Source organism: Bradyrhizobium sp. MI1.4 (assembly GCF_055811315.1).
The window spans coordinates 25,872-43,353 of the sequence record NZ_JBVVPP010000023.1; the positions used below are offsets into that span (position 1 = coordinate 25,872).

The 17,482-nt window shown below is 61.5% G+C and carries 17 protein-coding genes and 2 pseudogenes; 4 read left to right on the forward strand and 15 right to left on the reverse strand.

The window, feature by feature from the left end; all coding sequences use genetic code 11:
- Window positions 1-105: 105 nt before the first annotated feature.
- Together AC0L23_RS23375 and AC0L23_RS23380 are read right to left on the reverse strand one after the other, a co-directional pair.
- The gene (locus AC0L23_RS23375) at window positions 106-1,179 is read right to left on the reverse strand and encodes an ABC transporter substrate-binding protein (protein ID WP_026233659.1); all 1,074 of its coding nucleotides are present in this window, start codon (window positions 1,177-1,179) and stop codon (window positions 106-108) included.
- A 206-nt stretch (window positions 1,180-1,385) separates the two neighbouring features.
- Entirely contained in the window at window positions 1,386-2,273 is an 888-nt protein-coding gene (locus AC0L23_RS23380) for an AraC family transcriptional regulator (protein ID WP_018458780.1), read from the reverse strand.
- A gap of 170 nt (window positions 2,274-2,443) precedes the next feature.
- Here AC0L23_RS23380 and AC0L23_RS23385 point away from each other — a divergent pair.
- Window positions 2,444-2,611, forward strand: a pseudogene (locus AC0L23_RS23385) (acetyl-CoA C-acetyltransferase); the annotation flags it as partial.
- Window positions 2,612-2,635: 24 nt separating this feature from the next.
- On the opposite strand, the gene AC0L23_RS23390 reads toward AC0L23_RS23385, so the two are convergent.
- From AC0L23_RS23390 to AC0L23_RS23420, 7 genes are all read right to left on the reverse strand, one after another.
- Window positions 2,636-2,932, reverse strand: coding sequence for a YciI family protein (locus AC0L23_RS23390; protein ID WP_018458779.1), 297 nt, complete (start codon window positions 2,930-2,932; stop codon window positions 2,636-2,638).
- 152 nt (window positions 2,933-3,084) lie between these two features.
- The gene (locus AC0L23_RS23395; RefSeq protein ID WP_018458778.1) at window positions 3,085-4,095 is read right to left on the reverse strand and encodes an NAD(P)H-dependent flavin oxidoreductase; all 1,011 of its coding nucleotides are present in this window, start codon (window positions 4,093-4,095) and stop codon (window positions 3,085-3,087) included.
- Between the two features lie 22 nt (window positions 4,096-4,117).
- Window positions 4,118-5,305 (reverse strand): acetyl-CoA C-acyltransferase, encoded by a 1,188-nt coding sequence (locus AC0L23_RS23400; protein WP_018458777.1) that lies wholly within the window; start codon window positions 5,303-5,305, stop codon window positions 4,118-4,120.
- A 14-nt stretch (window positions 5,306-5,319) separates the two neighbouring features.
- Complete coding sequence (locus AC0L23_RS23405; RefSeq protein WP_018458776.1) at window positions 5,320-6,450, reverse strand: acyl-CoA dehydrogenase family protein; 1,131 nt, start codon at window positions 6,448-6,450, stop codon at window positions 5,320-5,322.
- A 23-nt stretch (window positions 6,451-6,473) separates the two neighbouring features.
- Window positions 6,474-7,655: an acyl-CoA dehydrogenase family protein gene (locus AC0L23_RS23410; RefSeq protein ID WP_018458775.1), complete on the reverse strand. Its 1,182-nt coding sequence runs from the start codon at window positions 7,653-7,655 to the stop codon at window positions 6,474-6,476.
- A 9-nt stretch (window positions 7,656-7,664) separates the two neighbouring features.
- A complete protein-coding gene (locus AC0L23_RS23415) occupies window positions 7,665-8,402 on the reverse strand; it encodes an SDR family oxidoreductase (RefSeq protein WP_018458774.1) in 738 nt (245 codons plus the stop codon).
- A gap of 14 nt (window positions 8,403-8,416) precedes the next feature.
- Complete coding sequence (locus tag AC0L23_RS23420) at window positions 8,417-8,662, reverse strand: hypothetical protein (protein ID WP_157643067.1); 246 nt, start codon at window positions 8,660-8,662, stop codon at window positions 8,417-8,419.
- A 229-nt stretch (window positions 8,663-8,891) separates the two neighbouring features.
- Here AC0L23_RS23420 and AC0L23_RS23425 point away from each other — a divergent pair, with 229 nt between their 5' ends.
- Window positions 8,892-9,635 (forward strand): SDR family NAD(P)-dependent oxidoreductase, encoded by a 744-nt coding sequence (locus tag AC0L23_RS23425; RefSeq protein ID WP_026233658.1) that lies wholly within the window; start codon window positions 8,892-8,894, stop codon window positions 9,633-9,635.
- Window position 9,636: 1 nt separating this feature from the next.
- A complete protein-coding gene (locus tag AC0L23_RS23430) occupies window positions 9,637-10,314 on the forward strand; it encodes a glutathione S-transferase family protein (protein WP_247455632.1) in 678 nt (225 codons plus the stop codon).
- A 33-nt stretch (window positions 10,315-10,347) separates the two neighbouring features.
- Here the strand turns inward: AC0L23_RS23430 and AC0L23_RS23435 are convergent, their stop codons facing one another.
- Together AC0L23_RS23435 and AC0L23_RS23440 are read right to left on the reverse strand one after the other, a co-directional pair.
- Complete coding sequence (locus AC0L23_RS23435) at window positions 10,348-11,547, reverse strand: CaiB/BaiF CoA transferase family protein (protein WP_018458770.1); 1,200 nt, start codon at window positions 11,545-11,547, stop codon at window positions 10,348-10,350.
- Window positions 11,548-11,645: 98 nt separating this feature from the next.
- Entirely contained in the window at window positions 11,646-12,278 is a 633-nt protein-coding gene (locus AC0L23_RS23440; protein WP_018458769.1) for a 2-hydroxychromene-2-carboxylate isomerase, read from the reverse strand.
- A gap of 238 nt (window positions 12,279-12,516) precedes the next feature.
- Here AC0L23_RS23440 and AC0L23_RS23445 point away from each other — a divergent pair, with 238 nt between their 5' ends.
- Window positions 12,517-13,029, forward strand: coding sequence for a winged helix-turn-helix transcriptional regulator (locus AC0L23_RS23445; RefSeq protein WP_018458768.1), 513 nt, complete (start codon window positions 12,517-12,519; stop codon window positions 13,027-13,029).
- 26 nt (window positions 13,030-13,055) lie between these two features.
- On the opposite strand, the gene AC0L23_RS23450 is transcribed toward AC0L23_RS23445, so the two are convergent.
- The 4 genes and pseudogenes from AC0L23_RS23450 to AC0L23_RS23465 form a co-directional block, all read right to left on the reverse strand.
- A complete protein-coding gene (locus tag AC0L23_RS23450; RefSeq protein ID WP_018458767.1) occupies window positions 13,056-14,858 on the reverse strand; it encodes an AMP-binding protein in 1,803 nt (600 codons plus the stop codon).
- 57 nt (window positions 14,859-14,915) lie between these two features.
- Window positions 14,916-16,115 (reverse strand): ABC transporter substrate-binding protein, encoded by a 1,200-nt coding sequence (locus AC0L23_RS23455; RefSeq protein ID WP_018458766.1) that lies wholly within the window; start codon window positions 16,113-16,115, stop codon window positions 14,916-14,918.
- A 430-nt stretch (window positions 16,116-16,545) separates the two neighbouring features.
- Window positions 16,546-16,929, reverse strand: a pseudogene (locus AC0L23_RS23460) (efflux RND transporter permease subunit); the annotation flags it as partial.
- Between the two features lie 64 nt (window positions 16,930-16,993).
- Window positions 16,994-17,449 (reverse strand): nuclear transport factor 2 family protein, encoded by a 456-nt coding sequence (locus AC0L23_RS23465; RefSeq protein ID WP_018458764.1) that lies wholly within the window; start codon window positions 17,447-17,449, stop codon window positions 16,994-16,996.
- Between the last annotated feature and the right edge of the window lie 33 nt (window positions 17,450-17,482).

Below are 17,482 nucleotides of genomic sequence, written 5' to 3' on the forward strand. Positions count from 1 at the left end.
CGGGGCCCCCCCGCCCCCCCCCCCCTCCCCCCCCCCCCGCCCCCCCCCACACCCCCCCCCCACCCCCCCCCCCCGCCCCCCCCCCCCCCCCGGGGACCGACGTCGTCACTGCGTGATGCCAAGCTTCTTGCAACCCGCGGCATATCGGCCCGTGCAGAGCTGATCGGCCGTCTGGATCTTCTTATCGATAATCTCCGCCTTCAGGTTCTCCTGAGTGACGACGGCCGGCACGAACAACTTCGATGGCGCATTGAATAGCGTAGCTTCCGCCTTGGGCATCTCTCCGGAGAGGAATTTCACCGCCGCTTGCGCCGCAGCAGCTGCCACGATCTCACTGGGTTTGGAGATCGTGTTGTACTGATCGCCTGCGATGACGAGCTGAAGCGCGGCAATCGTCGCATCGTTGCCCGTCACCGGCGGCACCGGCTCGATACCTGCGGCCTTGAAGGCGGCAATTGCGCCACCGCCCGTGCCGTCATTGGCAGCTACGACGCCGAGGATCTTCTTGCCGAAGCGGGTGATCTGGCCACTCGCCCATTGCTGCGCCTTCGGCGGCGCCCAGTCCGGCGTGTCGTATTCGGCCAGAATTGGATAGCCGCTCTTATCAAGCCCCTCGTGGATCCCCTTCTTGATGAGTCCCGCAGCGGCATCGGTCGGCGATCCATTGATTTCGAGTACGCCTTCGCCCTCCTTCGCCGTCGCGTTGGCGGCCTTAAGATGCTTGACGAGCGATTCGGAGATAGCCTTGCCGATGGCTTGATTGTCGAAGGACACGTAAAAATCGACCTTGGCGTCGGGGACCGGCCGGTCATAGGCAATGACCTTGATGCCTTGCGATTGTGCCATCTTGACCAGGGATGCCGCGGCAGTGGAGTCGACGGGGTCGAGCACGATTACCTTGGCGCCCTGCGAAATCACCGAGTTGAATTGCTGTTGCTGCCGCGCGGCATCCGCGCTGGCGTTCTGGTAGATCACCTTGCAACTGTCGCACAGCTTCTTCATCTCTGCGACGAAGCCCGGATAATCATGTTGTTCATAGCGGGTGGAGGCCTGGTCCGGCATCAGGAAGGCGACGGTCGCGTTCTTCACCTCTGCGGCCCGCGAAGAAATGGCTGTTGTGCCGAGCAGCGAGAGGGCTATGCCAATTGTGCCCGCATATTTAGCAGAGAACTTTCTCATTTCAGATTTCCTTTCCAGACTGGGTGTCAGGGTGTCGTCGTTGATCCTTCGAAGTCAGGCCCTCGCTGCTTCCGTTTCCGACGGCACGATGAGCGCCGGTGCTCGGAGCCGCGCAGAATTCTGGTCGAACGATTGCTGTCGCGGACCGCCGTCGGCGTGTCCGCGTCATTCTTCCGTAACGATCCTCCTTCTTTGCTCCTATGCGGCTAGGCCGCGTGCGCCTCATCGATGTTGTGCGCCAACAATCGTCTGAAGCGCGAAGGGGGCATGCCTTTCTCGGCCAGGAACTGCCGGTTAAAATTGGAGAGATTGTTGAAGCCGACCTCGAAGCAGATGTCGGTGATGGAAGCCTGCTCGTCGCTCATCAATATCTGACAAGCGAGATTGATACGCAGCCGCTTAACGTATTGCACCAATGACATGCCCGTGTGCCGGCGGAACGAGCGCGAAAATGCGCTTTGCGATTGACCGGCGATCGCAGCAAGCTCCGCTTCGCCGAAAGGTTGCGTCAGATTCTTCCGGATGAATGCGAGTGCCTTGTTCATTCCCACGGACATGTAGCCAGACGGATCGGGCAGATAGTTTGGGCTGGACAGCGGACGCGCCTGTCGCGCGGCGCGACAGAGTATCCCCAAGATCATCAAGAACAGCTCGATCCGGCGCACGCCGTTCGCCGTGACGATCTCCTCCATGAGTGGGACGAGCGCATCGCTCGTGCTGCGGGTGAACAGCGCACCACGCCGGGAAAAATCCAGCAGTGCGGCAAGGCCCGAAAGCTCAGGCATGACCTTCATCAGGTCGCCGATGAATTCTTCGCTGAATTGAAGGATGCGTCCGCGTAGCGGGATGGCGCACTCTGCCGGCAGATCGCTCACCCAATTGTGCGGCAAATTGGGGCCGGTGAGCACGAGATTACCTGGTTCGAAGTCGCCGATGAAGTCACCGACGAAATAGCGTCCGCTGGTGGCCACGACCTGATGGAGCTCGTACTCGGGATGGAAATGCCAGCGGACGGTGTGGAATGGGTAGCCGTGCGACCACGCCTTGAATGACTCGCCGCGCCGTATCTGGACAACTTCCAGGTCCGGTTCCATGTCCCCTCCCTTCAGGCCGGTGCGGCTTGTAATGATCCGCCTCCGCTCCCTTATCGGCTGATTGGTTCAGCGCTTCCTCTCGTTGGCAGAGTAGCGACCAGTACCTAGGCACGCCACCACCATTTCAGATGTGAACTGATACTTTTTTGACGTGCAGCACGCCGTCCGGCCAAGTTCCCGGATTGAAGGCAGCGTTCCGCACCAACGGCACTATTACGCCGGCCGCCTCCCCCGCCAATGCCGACGGCGCCGCGGCTCCCATCCTTGCAAAACGCTGTCTCGCCGATCGCGATGGCCTACCCGTGCTGGCACAGATCAAAGGTCATGCCACCCACGCTGCCAAATTGGTCCAGGGGAGGATCTCAGCCGCGCGCCTTCAAATGCATCATCGGGTAATGCTCATAGTGGCCGGCGCCGTTCTTCACGACAGGATCTTCCGAGGTGACCGCCTCGATGTCGAGATCGTTTGGGATCTGATAGAGCGACACGCCATAACCGCCACGCGGGTCCGTGACGGGACCGTGCGCGACGATCTGCCCCTTTGCGAGCAGATCATCCAGGAACGCACCGTGCTGCTTCATCCATTGTTTCTCAGCGGCGCTCATGGTCGCCAGGAAATCCGCCCGGGGCGGAATGTACTTGCAGAGATAGTACTTCATTGGCCGCTCCTCGGTGAAAACGACATTTCAGCTTGCTTGTCGGCCTGGCCCGCCCCCCCAACTTGAGAGATCAATCGGTCACGCCGATCCGCTGCTCAATGCGATCAGCGAGCATTGATCTCGGCACTGAAGCGCTCGCATGCAAACCTTTGTCAAGCAACGGCGCGCGTGGCCAGATCGGCGACAGTACCGTCAAGAAATCCAGTCAGCCGCTGCCGGATGATCTGCTCGGCTTCCCTCATGATGCGGTCGATCAGCTCCTTCACCGTCGGGATATCGTGGATCAGTCCGACCACCATGCCGCAGCTCCAAGCACCGGCATCCATGTCACCATCGACCATCACCCTGGGGTAGACACCCGCGACCTGCTCATGGATGTCCTCGATCTTGAGGCTCGCCCCCTTCTCGCGCTCGACCTCGAGCAATTGATCGACACCCTTGTTCTTCAGCACGCGCTCGGTGTTACGCAGCGCGCGCATGACCAGCACGGTATCGAGTTCGGTGGCTTTGACGAGGGCCTGCTTGACGTTGGCGTGGACGGGAGCTTCCCTGGTTGCGACGAAGCGGGTACCCATGTTCATGCCGGCGGCGCCCATCGACAGCGCAGCAACGAGGCTGCGCGCATCCGCCATGCCACCCGAGGCCACGAACGGAATCTTCAGTTCATCCGCCGCGCGCGGCAGCAGGATCATGTTCGGGATATCGTCCTCGCCGGGATGGCCGCCGCATTCGAAGCCGTCGACGCTGACGGCGTCGCATCCGATCTTCTCGGCTTTCAGCGAATGCCGCACCGAAGTGCATTTGTGGATCACCTTAATGCCGGCAGCCTTCAGCGCGGGCATGTACGCTTCCGGGCTGCGGCCGGCGGTCTCCACCGCCTTGACGCCACCTTCCTTGATGGCGGCGATATATTCCGGATAAGGCGGTGCAGTGAAGCTCGGCAGGAAGGTCAGGTTCACACCGAACGGCTTGTCGGTCATGTCGCGACAGCGCGCGATTTCCTTCGCCAGCAGCTCCGGCGTCCGCTGGGTCAGGCCGGTGATGATGCCGAGACCGCCGGCATTCGAGACCGCGGCGGCAAGCTCGGCAAAGCCGACATAATGCATGCCGCCCTGGATGATCGGATGCTGGATGCCGAACAGTTCAGTGATTGCTGTCTTCACGTGCGCTTTCTCCGCTTTCCGATCAGTTGACGAGTTCAAATAGGCCGGCCGCGCCCATGCCGCCGCCGATGCACATGGTCACCACGCCGTACTTCGCCTTGCGCCGCCGCCCCTCGATCAGGATATGGCCCGCAAGCCGGCTGCCCGTCATGCCGTAGGGATGGCCGATCGCGATCGAGCCGCCATTGACGTTCAGCTTGTCCGGATCGATGCCGAGCTTGTCGCGGCAGTAGATCACCTGGACAGCATAGGCTTCGTTCAGCTCCCAAAGATCGATGTCATCGATCCTCAGGCCGTGGCGCTTGAGAAGGCGCGGGATCGCCGCGACCGGACCGATGCCCATTTCGTCCGGCTCGACTCCGGCGGCGACGAAGCCGCGGAAGATGCCGAGCGGCTTAAGGCCCTTCTTGGTGGCGGTCTTGTCGCTCATGAGCACGCAGGCCGATGCTCCGTCGGAGAGCTGGCTGGCATTGCCGGCCGTGATGGTCTTGCCTTCGAATACCGGCTTGATCTTCGCCAATCCTTCCGCCGTGGTCTCGGGGCGCGGCCCTTCGTCCTTCGACAGCGTCACCTGCTGATAGGAGACCTCCCTGGTGTCCTTGTTGACGACGGCCATCGTCGTTGTGATCGGGACGATCTCGTCATTGAAGCGACCGGCCTGCATCGCGGCACCAATGCGGCGCTGACATTCGAGGCTGTATTCGTCCTGCCGGTCGCGACCGATCTTGTAGCGCTCGGCGACAATCTCGGCAGTGTCGAGCATCGACATGTACATCTCGGGCTTCATCGCCATCAGCTCGTCGTCGACGGCGTGGAACCTGTTCATGTGGTCGTTCTGCACCAGGCTGATCGATTCGATGCCGCCTCCGATCGCGATCTCGACGCCATCCAGCATGATCGAGCGGGCCGCGACCGCGATCGCCTGCAGGCCGGAGGCGCACTGCCGATCGATCGTGGTGCCGGCGACGGTGACCGGCAGGCCGGCACGAACCGCCCCCTTGCGTGCGACGTTCATCACCATGGTGCCCTGCTGCATCGCGCAACCCATCACCACGTCTTCGACCTCGTCCGGCTCAACGCCCGCGCGCCTCACCGCTTCGGCCATCACATGGCCAGCCATGGTCGGCCCCTCGGTGTTGTTCAGCGCACCGCGATAGGCCTTGCCGACGCCGGTGCGGGCGGTGGAAACGATAACTGCCTCTGTCGTCATGGCTGCCTCTTTGGTTACGCTGCCGCGTCGAGCTGCACATAACGCAGCAAGTGGTGAGCGGGATCGCCGAACTGGATATTGATCGAGGAGATTCGCTTAAAGTAGTGACCGACGTTCAATTCGTCGGTCATGCCCATGCCGCCGTGGAGCTGCACCGCCTGGTCGGCGATGAACTTGCCGGCATAGCCGACCCTCGACTTGGCGCCGGAGGCGAGGCGCGAGATGCCACTTTCGCCGGCACCGAGGCTGAGACTGAGATGCTGCATCAGGGAAAGCGCCTCCTGATGCGCGATGAACATGTCGACCATCCGGTGCTGCAACACCTGGAAGCTGCCGATGGTGACGCCGAACTGCTTTCGGGCCTTGGCGTATTCCAGCGTCGCAGAGTTCAGTTCGGCCATCGCGCCGACCGCCTCGGCGCAGAGCGCGCCGATGGCCCTGTCGCGGCAGCCTTCCAGCAGGGCGACGCCTTCGCCCTCGCTGCCGAGCAACTCGCCGCGCACATCGCGGAAAGTGATCTCCGCGGCACGGCGGCCGTCGATGGTCTTGAAGCTCCGCAATTCGAGATTCGCCGCCCGGGCGTCGACGACGAACAGGCTGACGCCGCCACAATCGTCGCGCTTGCCGGCAGTCCGGGCGGAGACGATGAGATAATCGGCCCAAGGCGCCGCTATGACGGCGGTCTTCTCACCACTAAGCGTGTAGTCCTTTCCCTCTCGCCGCGCCGTGGCCGCGACATTGGCGAGATCGAAGCGCGAGTTTTTTTCGGTCCAGGCCAGCGCCCAGATCTTGTGTCCGGCGATGATATCGGGAATGAAGGCCTGCTTCTGCTCTTTCGTCCCTGCCTGCTCGATCAAGCCGCCGACCAGCACGACCGTCTCCACGTACGGCTCCACGACAAGGTGGCGGCCGAACTCCTGGGCAACGATCATAGTAGAGAGCGGGCCGCCACCAAGTCCGCCGCTCTCCTCGGAGAATGGCGCGGCGAGCAGGCCGAGCTCCGCAAAAGCGCCCCACTGCTTGCGGCTCCAGCCCTCTTCGCTGGCCACGATCTTGCGGCGCGCCTCGAAGCTGTATTGGTCGCGTAGCATACGCTGTACGCTGGAGCGCAACAGTTCCTGCTCTTCCGTGAACTGGATATCCATCCGATCCTCTTGTTGCGCTGTTGCTAGAGACCGAGCACCGCTTTGGCGATGATGTTGCGCTGGATCTCGTTTGATCCACCGTAGATGCTGAGCTTGCGCGCGTTCAGGTATTTCTCCGACGCTGTGTGGCCGTAATCGGCACCCGGCATGAACTGGTTTGCGCCCGACGGTTGCTCGCGAAGCGCCAGGCCATAGTTGCCGATGGCACGATGTGTGAGCTCGGTAATGCCCTGGAAGATCTCGGTGCCGCGGATCTTGAACAGCGAGGCCGCGGGCCCCGGATCGATGCCGCGCGCCATCTGGGCAACGACCCGCAGCTCGGTGGCCTCGAGCGCGAGCACATCGAGCTCGAGCCGGCCGATCTCCTTGCGAAATTCGAGATGCGCCGGATCGTCCGCTGCGATCTCCGCTTTCACGATCTTCTTCAACCGGTCGAGGTAGCGCGTCGACCGGCCGATCCCGGCCATGCTGGTGCGCTCGTTGCCCAGCAGGAATTTTGCGTAGGTCCAGCCCTTGTTCTCCTCGCCGATCAGGTTCTCGACGGGAACGCGGACATCCTCGAGGAAGACGTCATTGACCTCGTGCGAACCGTCGATCGTGATGATCGGACGCACGGTCACGCCTGGCGACTTCATGTCGATCAGGAGGAACGAGATGCCCGCCTGAGGCTTGGCGCTCGAATCAGTACGCACCAGGCAGAAGATCCAGTCGGCGTGCTGCGCCAACGTTGTCCAGGTCTTGTGACCGTTGACGATGTAATGGTCGCCGTCGCGCACAGCCTTGGTCCGGACGGTGGCGAGGTCTGAGCCTGAGCCCGGCTCGGAATAGCCTTGGCACCACCAGTCTTCACCCGACAGTATCCGCGGCAAGAACTTCTGCTTCTGGGCATCATTGCCGAAGGTGTAAATGACCGGACCAACCATGGTGACGCTGAACGCCAACGGCGGCAGCGTCCCGGCCCGGCTGGTCTCCTGCTCGAAGATGAAACGCCGGGTGATCGACCAGCCGGGGCCGCCAAATTCCTTGGGCCAAAGCGGCGCGATCCAGCCCTTCTCGTAGAGAATTTGGTGCCAGAGCAACGATTGCTCTTTGGTCAGGTCGGTCTCCGGATTAGGGACCCGCATTTCCTTCGGATAGTTTTCGGCGATGAAAGCGCGCACCTCATCACGGAAGGCCGCATCTTCGGGAGACAGTGCGAGTTCCATCTGCGCTTCCTACCACTTCTCACCGAAGGGGCGGATTTCCAGCTCAAAGGTCCAGGCGCTCTTCGGCTGCTGATACAGCTGCCAATAGGACGCCGCGACCGAGGCCGGCGGCATCAGCAGATCCGGATCGTCGAGCGCATTAGGCCCGAGCGCTTCCAGGCGCCGCTGGCGGACCCATTCGGTGTCGACGCCGGAATCGATAACGAGGTGCGCGACGTGGATATTCTTCGGGCCGAGTTCGCGCGCCATTGCCTGCGCCACAGCGCGCAGTCCGAATTTGGCGCTGGCAAAGGCGGCATAGCCGCTGCCACCGCGCAATGAAGCGGTCGCACCGGTGAAGAAGATGTTGCCCTGGCCGCGCGGCAGCATCAGCCGGGCCGCCTCGCGCCCGGCGAGGAAGCCGGAGTAGCAGGCCATCTCCCAGACCTTGCGGAACACGCGCTCGGTCGTCTCGAGGATCGGGAAGTTGACGTTGGCACCAATATTGAAGATGCAGACATCCAATGGTGCGTGCTTGTCGGCGTCGCTCAGAAAGGAGACGATCTCCTCCTCCTTGCGCGCGTCGAGCGAACGTGCGTGGATCTCGCCGCCGGCAGCCTCGATCTCCTTGACCAGCGGCGCCAGCTTGTCGCCGTTGCGGCGACCCGCGAAGACAGTAAAGCCCTCGGAGGCAAATTTCTTGGCGATCTCGCCGCCGATGAAATCGCCCGCGCCGATCACGGCGACGGTTGCATTTCTCTTTTTCAAGGAACTTCTCCCAGTTAGGTTAGGCGCGCTGTGTGCGAAGCAGTTCTATCGGCCCTGGTGGACCACATTTTTTGAGCGAGACCAGAACGATCGGGATTCGCCATCGCGCCGATCGAGGCTACCATGGTCGTGGCGCAGTCCTCGATCGGCCCGATCTGGTCCACCGCTTTGGCAAGATGGCGATCTGTCGATTGGTCGATGCGGCCAGCAAACCGAAAAGCGGTTTGATCGAGACCGAGTGCTTGCGACAGCTTCGCCACGACTAACCGCCTCCCGACTGAAAAACATCGGCGCCTTTTTCAGCATTGCGCCTCGAAGCGAAACATGCGTTCTTTTTTAGAACTCGTCAATCGCTATTTTGTTGTCACGATCGGATGAGAAAACGGCAAGCTTACTGCCCTGTTCCAGCGCTCTTGAGAACACCGTTTACAACCGGACTTCCAACCGATACCCATAGCGTATCAAATAAGAACTTATGGGAGAGGCAGCATGGGAGAAAGTCGCGGGGTCGCGATGCTGGTCGGCGCGGGTGATGCCATCGGCGCTGCCGTTGCGCGGCGGTTTGCCAGCGGCGGCTACACTATTTGCATCTGCAGACGCGATCCGACCAAATCTCAGGCGCTTGTCGACGAGCTCAGGGCGAAAGGCCACAACATCCACGCCTTCAGCGTCGACGCCCGTCAGGAAGCAGAAGTCCAGAAGCTATTCGCGGGCGTCGAGCGCGACATCGGTCCGATCGAGATCTGCCTGTTCAATGCCGGTTCGAACGTCAACAAGCCCCTGCTGGAGACTACCGAAAAGCTCTTCTTCAAGGCCTGGGAGCTGGCCTGTTACGCCGGCTTCCTGGTCGGACGCGAAGCCGCGCGCGTCATGCTGCCGCGCCGATGCGGCACCATTCTTTTTACCGGTGCGACCGCAAGCATCCGGGGCAGCAAGGGATTTGTCGCGTTCTCGTCGGCAAAATTCGGCCTTCGCGCGCTGGCCCAGGCGATGGCGCGCGAGCTCGGGCCCAAGAACATTCACGTCGTCCATCTCATCATCGACGCTGGCGTCGATAGCGAGGCTATTCATCAGCGCATGAAAGCGGCCAGGGGGATCGAGGCCAGTGAGATCCCGCCCGACAGCCTGACCAAGACCTCCTCAATTGCCGAAGCGTATTGGTTTGCCCATCAGCAAAGCCGCGACGGCTGGACCCATGAACTCGATCTTCGCCCCGCCGTAGAGAAATGGTGACATGAGCGACAATCCAGACCTCACTTTGTGGGGCGTCGGGACAAGCCGCACCGTTCGGCCGCACTGGGCGATGCACGAGCTGGGGCTGGCCTACGAGATCAAACCGATCGGCCCACGGACCGGCGAGACCAAGACCGCCGAATATACCAGGCTCAATCCGCGCCAGAAGATTCCGCTGCTGCAGGACGGTGATTTCCGCATCGGCGAGAGCGCCGCGATCGTCGCTTATCTGTCGCGGATGTACTCAACGCCGGAGCGTGCATTGATCCCTGAATCCACCCGCGACTATGCCGCGTGGCTGGAATGGTGCTTCTTTATCGTCACCGAGCTCGACTCGACTAGCCTGTATGTGATGCGCCGTCACAGCGCCGATGCGCTCGGCCCAATTTACGGCGTCGCGCCGGAGGTCGTAGCTCAAGCCGCAGAATACTTTCGGGCGCAGCTGCGCCATGTCGAGGTCGCGCTGGCCGACGGCCGACATTTTATCATGGGCGAGCGATTCAGCAGCGCCGACATCCTGCTGACGACGTGCCTGGACTGGGCGGTCGCCTACGGGGTAGGCATCTGCGACAATGCGCGGCCCTATCTCGAGCGCATGCGAAGCCGGGAGGCTTACCAGCGAGCGGTTGCCGCGAATGCTCCGCGCGCACCAATTAAACCGACGCCTGCCAAGGCCTGAGAACCGTTCGCCGGACGCGCGAAGCGCTTCGACCTACATGGCCACGCGTAGCGTCCGTGCAGCGACCATATCGTCGATCGCGCCATCATCGTAGCCCAGTTCGCGCAGCACCTCGCGCGAGTGCTCCCCGACGCGCGGGGCCGGTCCGCCGATGGCAGCCTGGTTGACCTCGAAGCGGGCCGCGGGTTTGGGCTGGCGCACACGACCGACCTTCGGTTGGTCGAACTCCGCGATGATTCCTCGCGCCACGACCTGCTCATTGTGGATGATCTCGCCGCGCCGCAGGATCGGCGCGCAAGGGACATCCGCAGCGTCCAACCGCTCCAGCCATTCGGCGGTCGTGTGCCGGCCGATATACTCCGCCATCTTGTTGATGCGCGCCGTGGCGTTCACCGAACGCGCGGACGGGGTCGCAAACCGGGCATCGTTGGCGAGCTCGGGATCGCCGGACGCGCGGCAGAAGCCCTGCCATTCGGAATCTGAGATGGTGCCGGCCGTGATGTAACCATCGCTGGTCTTGAACACGAGATCCGGGCGGTCGTTGGGATCGGCGGCAGCGGCCTCGGCTCCGACCACCGTGTACTGCATCATGCCTTCCGGCCAGAGGTAGGAAATCATCGCGTCCAGCATCGCGACCTGGATATGATCCCCCTGCCCCGTCTTCTCACGCGCGTAGAGCGCCGCCGCCACCGCCTGCGCGGTGAACACGGCGGTGGTCTTGTCGCACACGATGGTGCGGATCATCTGCGGGCGATTGGTGACCGGCTGCGACTGGATATCGGCAAAGCCCGACAGGCCCTGAATGATTGGATCGTAGACGCGCTTCTTCACATAGGGCCCGGTGTCGCCGACGCCGCTGATCGAGACATAGATCAAGCGCGGATGACGCTGGCGCAGTTCTTCGACGCCGAGGCCGAGGCGCTCCATGGTGCCGGGCCGGAAGTTCTGCACCAGAACATCGGCCTGCGCGACCAGCTTGGCCAGCACCTCGTGCCCGGCGGGGCTCTTGACGTCGATCGAGAGCGAACGCTTGCCGCGGTTGGACGAGATGAACAGCGCGGAGAACTCGCCGTCCTTGTCGATGGTGGCCCGGCTGCGACGGGTGATATCGCCACCGATCGGCTCGATCTTGAGCACGTCGGCGCCCTGGTCCGCCAGAAACATGGTCGCAAACGGGCCCGACACCACGCCGGTCAGATCGAGGACACGAACGCCGCTAAGCGGACCAGCCATTTCACTCTCCTGGATTGTTTTTCTGCCGACGGGCTGAGGATAAACTCCGGCTTACCGTCAGCCCTTCGCCTCAACCCGCACGGACCGCAAGTCGGTAACTAGCCGGTCTTGGAAACGGGCTGCCGGGTCTGTTCGACGATCGATTCCTCGACGTCCCGGAGTTGATCCTTGCCGAAAAACATCTCCTTACCGACGAAGAATGTCGGCGAGCCGAAGGCACCGCGGGCGACCGCGTCATTGGTCAGGTCAATCAGCTTCTTTTTGACGTCATCCTGCTGCGCGCGCGTAACCAGCCTGTCGATGTCGATCCCCGAGGAGGCAAATGCGGTCCGGAACACTTCGGGATCATCCATCTTCTTGGGCTCCTCCCACATGTGATGATAGGCGGCGCGGAAATAGGGTTCGAATACGCCTTCGAACTGGGCCGCGACGGCGCCGCGCATCAGCATCAAAGTGTTGACTGGAAAGAAGGTATTCTGACGAAATTTCGTGATGTTGTGGCGGCGGATAAACCGCTGGGTCTCGAGCGCCTGGTATTCCGGCTTGTTCTTGATCCCGCGAAGCGAGTCGAACGGGGACATGTTGCCGGTCGCCTTGTAGATCCCGCCGAGCAGGACCGGGACGTACTCGAATTTTACCCCGGTCCGCCGCTCGATCCCGGGGATGGCGACCTCCGCCAGATACGCGTTTGGGCTGCCGAAATCGAACTGGAATTCAACCTTGAGGGTCATGACCGCTTCTCCCGCAGAGCGTATTGGATGGTCAGGGACCGGCGATCCAATCGCATGGCTTGCCTGTTCTCACTTCTACAGTTCTAAAAACGAACTGTCAAATTCGGCTAGATTTATGCTGGTTTGACCGTTTCATCGGGTATTGTTTGGAATTCAGTACCTATCTAGAATGCAAGGCAAACATGGCGGCCTCGGCAGCGATTCGAGCGGGTCTCGCTGGGATGACTGGAGAATACGGATGAAGTGGAAAGAACTGGAGGAAGAGCCGTGTTCGATGGCCCGGACCATCGGCGTGATCGGTGACCGCTGGACCCTTCTGATCCTGCGCGAATGTTTTTTGCGCACGCGGCGCTTCGAAGGATTCCAGTCGGCGCTCGGAATTACACGTCATCTCCTCGCCGAACGGCTGAAGAAGCTGGTCCGGCAGGGCATTCTGCGCCGCATTCCCTACCAGGAGGCGCCAAAGCGGCACGAATATATCCTGACCCAGAAGGGTCTCGATCTTTATCCGATCATGATGGCGCTCGTGCATTGGGGCGACACTCACATGGTCGACGAGCGCGGCCGGCCGCTGCTGCACCAGCACCGCAAGTGCGGAAAGGACTTCGACCCGGTCATGGTGTGCTCTGAATGCGGCGAGCCGCTCTCGGCCAAGGAGGTTCATACCCATCCAGGCCCCGGCGCCCAAAGCCCGCTGACGACAGCCGCACCTGACAAGCCGAAGGCAAAGGCGCGCCGCAGCGCCGCTTGAGCCGGCCACCGGCGTCAGGCACTGAATCAGACTCGAATCACGGCTGCGTCGGGTTCGTTGCAGTGGAGACGGTCCGCTTGTTCAGCCCGGTGCTTGAGCACAGCACGTTGATTGACATAGGCCTTGTCGGTGATTTCTCCCGCGGCCAATGAGGGCGGATCCTTCAGCAGGGTGAACGTGCAGATTTTTTCGCTGCTTCCGACGGCCTCATTGTATTCCTGCAAACGATGTCTCAGGAATTCGAGCACCTTGGGGTCGCAGGTCAAATCCGCAGCCGGCGCGTTCGAAATCCGCGCCGCCTCGGTTGGATTCAGCCAGCATAGCAGCGCGCAGGCATCACGGTTTTCTCCGGCAACGACAATGTCCAGTAGGACGCCGCGCGTTGCGGCCAGGATGGCGGCACGCATATTGCCGATCGCAACCCAGGTGCCGTTCGCGAGCTTGAAGTTCTCCGAAATTCTGCCGGTGAAACGCAGACCGAACTCCGGCTTCTCGGGATCGATAAACGACACGGTGTCGCCGATGCGGTAGAACCCCTCCTCGTCGAAAGCCTTCTCCGTCAGATCGGCTCTGCCGAGATAACCGGGGGTGACGTTGGGGCCCTTGACCCTGGCCTCGTACGTGTCGGAAACAGGGATCAGTTTCAGCTGCACGCCCGGCGCGGGAAGGCCAATCTCGCCCGGCCGATCCGTTGCCCAATGCGTCGTGCTGATTGTCGGCGCCGTTTCGGTCGTCCCGTACCCCGACATCACCGGAATCCGCCGGCCCGTGACCGATGAAGTCAGCCGATAGAGTTTTTCGAGCGTTCCTTGCGAAATGGCAGCCCCCGCGTAGCTCAATCGATCCAGCCGTTTGCAGATGCTGGCGCCGAGGGCGAAGTCGTTCTCGATGGCATCGCACAACAGGTTATAGCCGGCGGGAACGTTGAACATCGCCGTCGGCGAGATCTCCTTGAGGTTCGCCACCGATTTGTGAAAGAGCTGAGGCAGCGGCCGACCGTCATCGATGTAGAGCGTCCCGCCGTTCCTGAGAATGCCGTGAAGAATGACGTTGCTGCCCATCGTATGGTGCCACGGCAGCCATTCGACCTGAACCGGCGCCTCCGGAGGCGACACCAGCAGGCTCCCCATTTGCAGCGAGCTCGCCATCATGCGATGCGTGTTCAGCACGCCCTTTGGCAGGCCGGTCGAACCGGAGGTGAAGAGAATTTTTGCAACGGCGTCGCTGGGAATTGCACCCGACGCACGCGTGAATCCTTCACGGTCCGTTCGATCCGTCAGGACCCGGAAGGGCGTCGTCTCCGGCGCGCCATCGACGCTGATCCAGGTCGAGTCTGCCAATTCGGGAATGGAACGGGCCGCGGAAAAGTCGCGTCCACTCTGAACGAAAACGAAGTTCGGACGCAGCACCTGCGCGATGTCCTTGAGGCGCGCAAGGCCGCCGGGCATCAGCGTGTAGTTCGGCGATATAGGCGCCAGAATGACACCTATCGACATCGCCGCAAAGGAGATCACCGCGTTCTCGATGGAGTTGCCCGAAAGCACTGCCAGCCTGTCAGCCGGCTTTGCGCCCATGTCGATCAAGCTCTGGCCGACCGCCTGCACCTGCGACCATGCCTCGCTATAGGTGATCTCGTCCCATCCCCCTTTGGGATTGCGTTGCGCGAGGAATATTCTGTCCGGAGCCGCGTTTGCCCAGCGCGGCAGAAAATCGGTGACGCGCCAGTCGCATGGCCCCAATTCGAGCGGCGACCTCAATATGAGCGTGCCGTCGGTGCGGCGCTCGACAGAGAGCTCCCGTGGCGCAAACGTCAATGGCTTCGCCGACATCGAAAACGATCTCCTGAATTACCGCGGATGGATAGAACGGGCGGGCTGCGCCAAGCGTCACTCCGACCTGGCGTCCAAGACGTCTCCGAACGCTTGCCACGTCGTGCCGGTCCAGCGCTGCAGCCGCATCTGCGTCCAGATCATGTTCTCGGTCTCGCTCGTGTTGACCTTGATCCCGGGCAGCACAGTCGGAACGACGACGTCTTTCAGGTTCTTCGCCTGCGCCAGAATATTCTTCCGCGACAGATCATCACCGCATTGCTTGAGGATCCGCTCGAGCAGGACGCCTTGCTGATAACCGGTCAGATAGCTGCCGTTGGTGATATCGGCGCCCATCAGATACTTTTCGAAAAACGCCCGGTAGGCCTGCATACCCCGGTCGTCTTTCCATGTCTCGTCCAGGACGTCCTTGTTGGTGGTCCCGACCATCACGCCGACCGATTTGTCGAGGCCGGCCGGTGCGAGCGTGCCTCCGACCGATCCGGACGGGAAATTGATGATTACGGTCGCCTTCCAGCCAATCACCGAAGCTTGCCGGATGGCCTGCGCCGCAAACTTCGGCGTCCCGGCGATCACCAAGGCCTCGGCACCCGAGCTCTTCAGATTGGTAATCTGTGAGTCAATCGTCGGTTCAGTGACCTCGTAGGAAGCACTGACGACCTTGCGGTCGAAATCCTTGCCGAGAAACGCCTTGAAGGCAGCGACGTAATCTTTGCCAAGATCGTCGTTCTGATAGAGGATGGCATACTTGGCGTTCGGTAGCGTTCTCGTCAGGTATTTGGCGTAGATTTTTCCTTCGGTGTCGTAGCTGACAAGACCCGTGGTGATCAGCGGGTAATTGGCGACGTCCGTGAACTTGGACGAGCCGCTGACGATGGCGACACTCGGTACCCCTTTGGCCCTCAGGTATTTTGCAGTGGCCGAGATGCCGGGCGTGCCGAGCTGGCCGAACATGAACGACACTTCGTCGCTTTCGACCAGCTTGCGGACGTGCTCCACCGCTTTGGGAGGACTATATCCGTCGTCATAGGCGATGTAGTTGATCTTGCGTCCTTTGACGCCGCCGCGGTCGTTCAACGCCTGAACGTAGGCCATGAGCCCCTTGCCCACGAGACCGATCGATGATGCCGGTCCGCTGAAGGGAAAAACCCCGCCAATCTTGATTTCGGTAGCAGAGATTCCCGGCTCGTCGGCGGCGAATGCGGGACCACTCAGGAATAGAGCCAGAGCCGCGACGATCTTCCATCTCACCAGCATTGCGTCCTCCCAAACTTGCACCCCTTCTCGAGTGTGCGGCTTTGTTTTGTTGCGCCGGTGGCGGCTCGTCGCGCCCTTTGCGAAGAGGCATCGCGCAGAACAGGTCCAGCCGCAAATCCGGCACGTCGCGGCCGTTGCGTTCGGCCATCTCGTGCGCAGCCTACAGTTCTTTTTTTGAACTCGTCAAGCGATTAGATGCTCACGTGCCGTGACTTGGACGACAGGCCCCGTCCTCGTACTTGGAAATAACTTGGTCTAAATCCTGCGTATAAGGCCGCGTTTTCGGCTGTTCTAGGACAGGATCGCTGGCGCATTTCCATGCTGCTGCACACATTCTTTTTTTGAACTATAAGGCCGCCGCGAGACCACGCAGTGCCTGGCTTATCTAGCCAGGCACCCACGGCGCAGCAGGGATAGATTTCGCCGAGCCCTACTCGGCGGCGATTGCTGTTCGCAATTCTGCATCCTTCGCCGAACGCTCATAGGGGGCTGGCTTGATGCGAAACCAGGCCACATAAAGCGCAGGAAGGAACAGCAGGATCAGGACCTTGCCAACTGCCGTGCCGCCAATCAGCGTATAAGCCGTCGATCCCCAGAACACGGAATGCGTCAGAGGAATGAAGGCCAGCACGGCGGCAAGTGCGGTCAGGATCACCGGCCTGGTGCGTTGCACGGTGGCTTCGATGACGGCGTGATAGTCATCGAGGCCGGCAGCACGATTCTCCTTGATCTGTTCGGTCAGGATCAGGGTATTGCGCATCAGGATGCCTGCCAGTCCGATCAGGCCAAGAATGGCGTTGAACCCGAACGCAGGATGATGAAGACAGGGTAACGGCCCGTTCGCGAACGGCGATCGCGGAAAGATTAAGGTTCATCTGCTAACTTACAATTGGCTGGGCGGCAGCTTCCTTGAGGCCAGCTGCCGCTTGGGCGGCAAGCCCGCGCGCGGCTTCCTGTGAATCTTGAAATTCCTCGAGGGCATGGACTCTGCCCCACCGCAGGGTGAACACGTGGAGACCGCGGTTGACGTACGAGCCGTCGCCATCGAGCAGCGTTGCGGTGCCGTCCCATTCGACAAACACGGTGGTGTTCCAGGGCCAGCCCTTCACCCAGACGTTGTTGACCCTGATATGGAGCGTGGGCAGGACGCGTCCGAGCCGCTCGAACCAGCGGCGCAGGGCCGCTTTGTCGTGGCGCTCCCCGCCCAACGCGTGATGGCCGGAAACACGGTGATGGATGTGCGGCGCGACCGCCTTCACCGCTTCATCCCAGCGATGGTTGTTGACATGGTCGAAGGTCTTTCGGATTTCCTGCTCGACGATGTAGCTGTACATGTGCTTCTCCAGCGGCTGGGGCGGAACGATTGA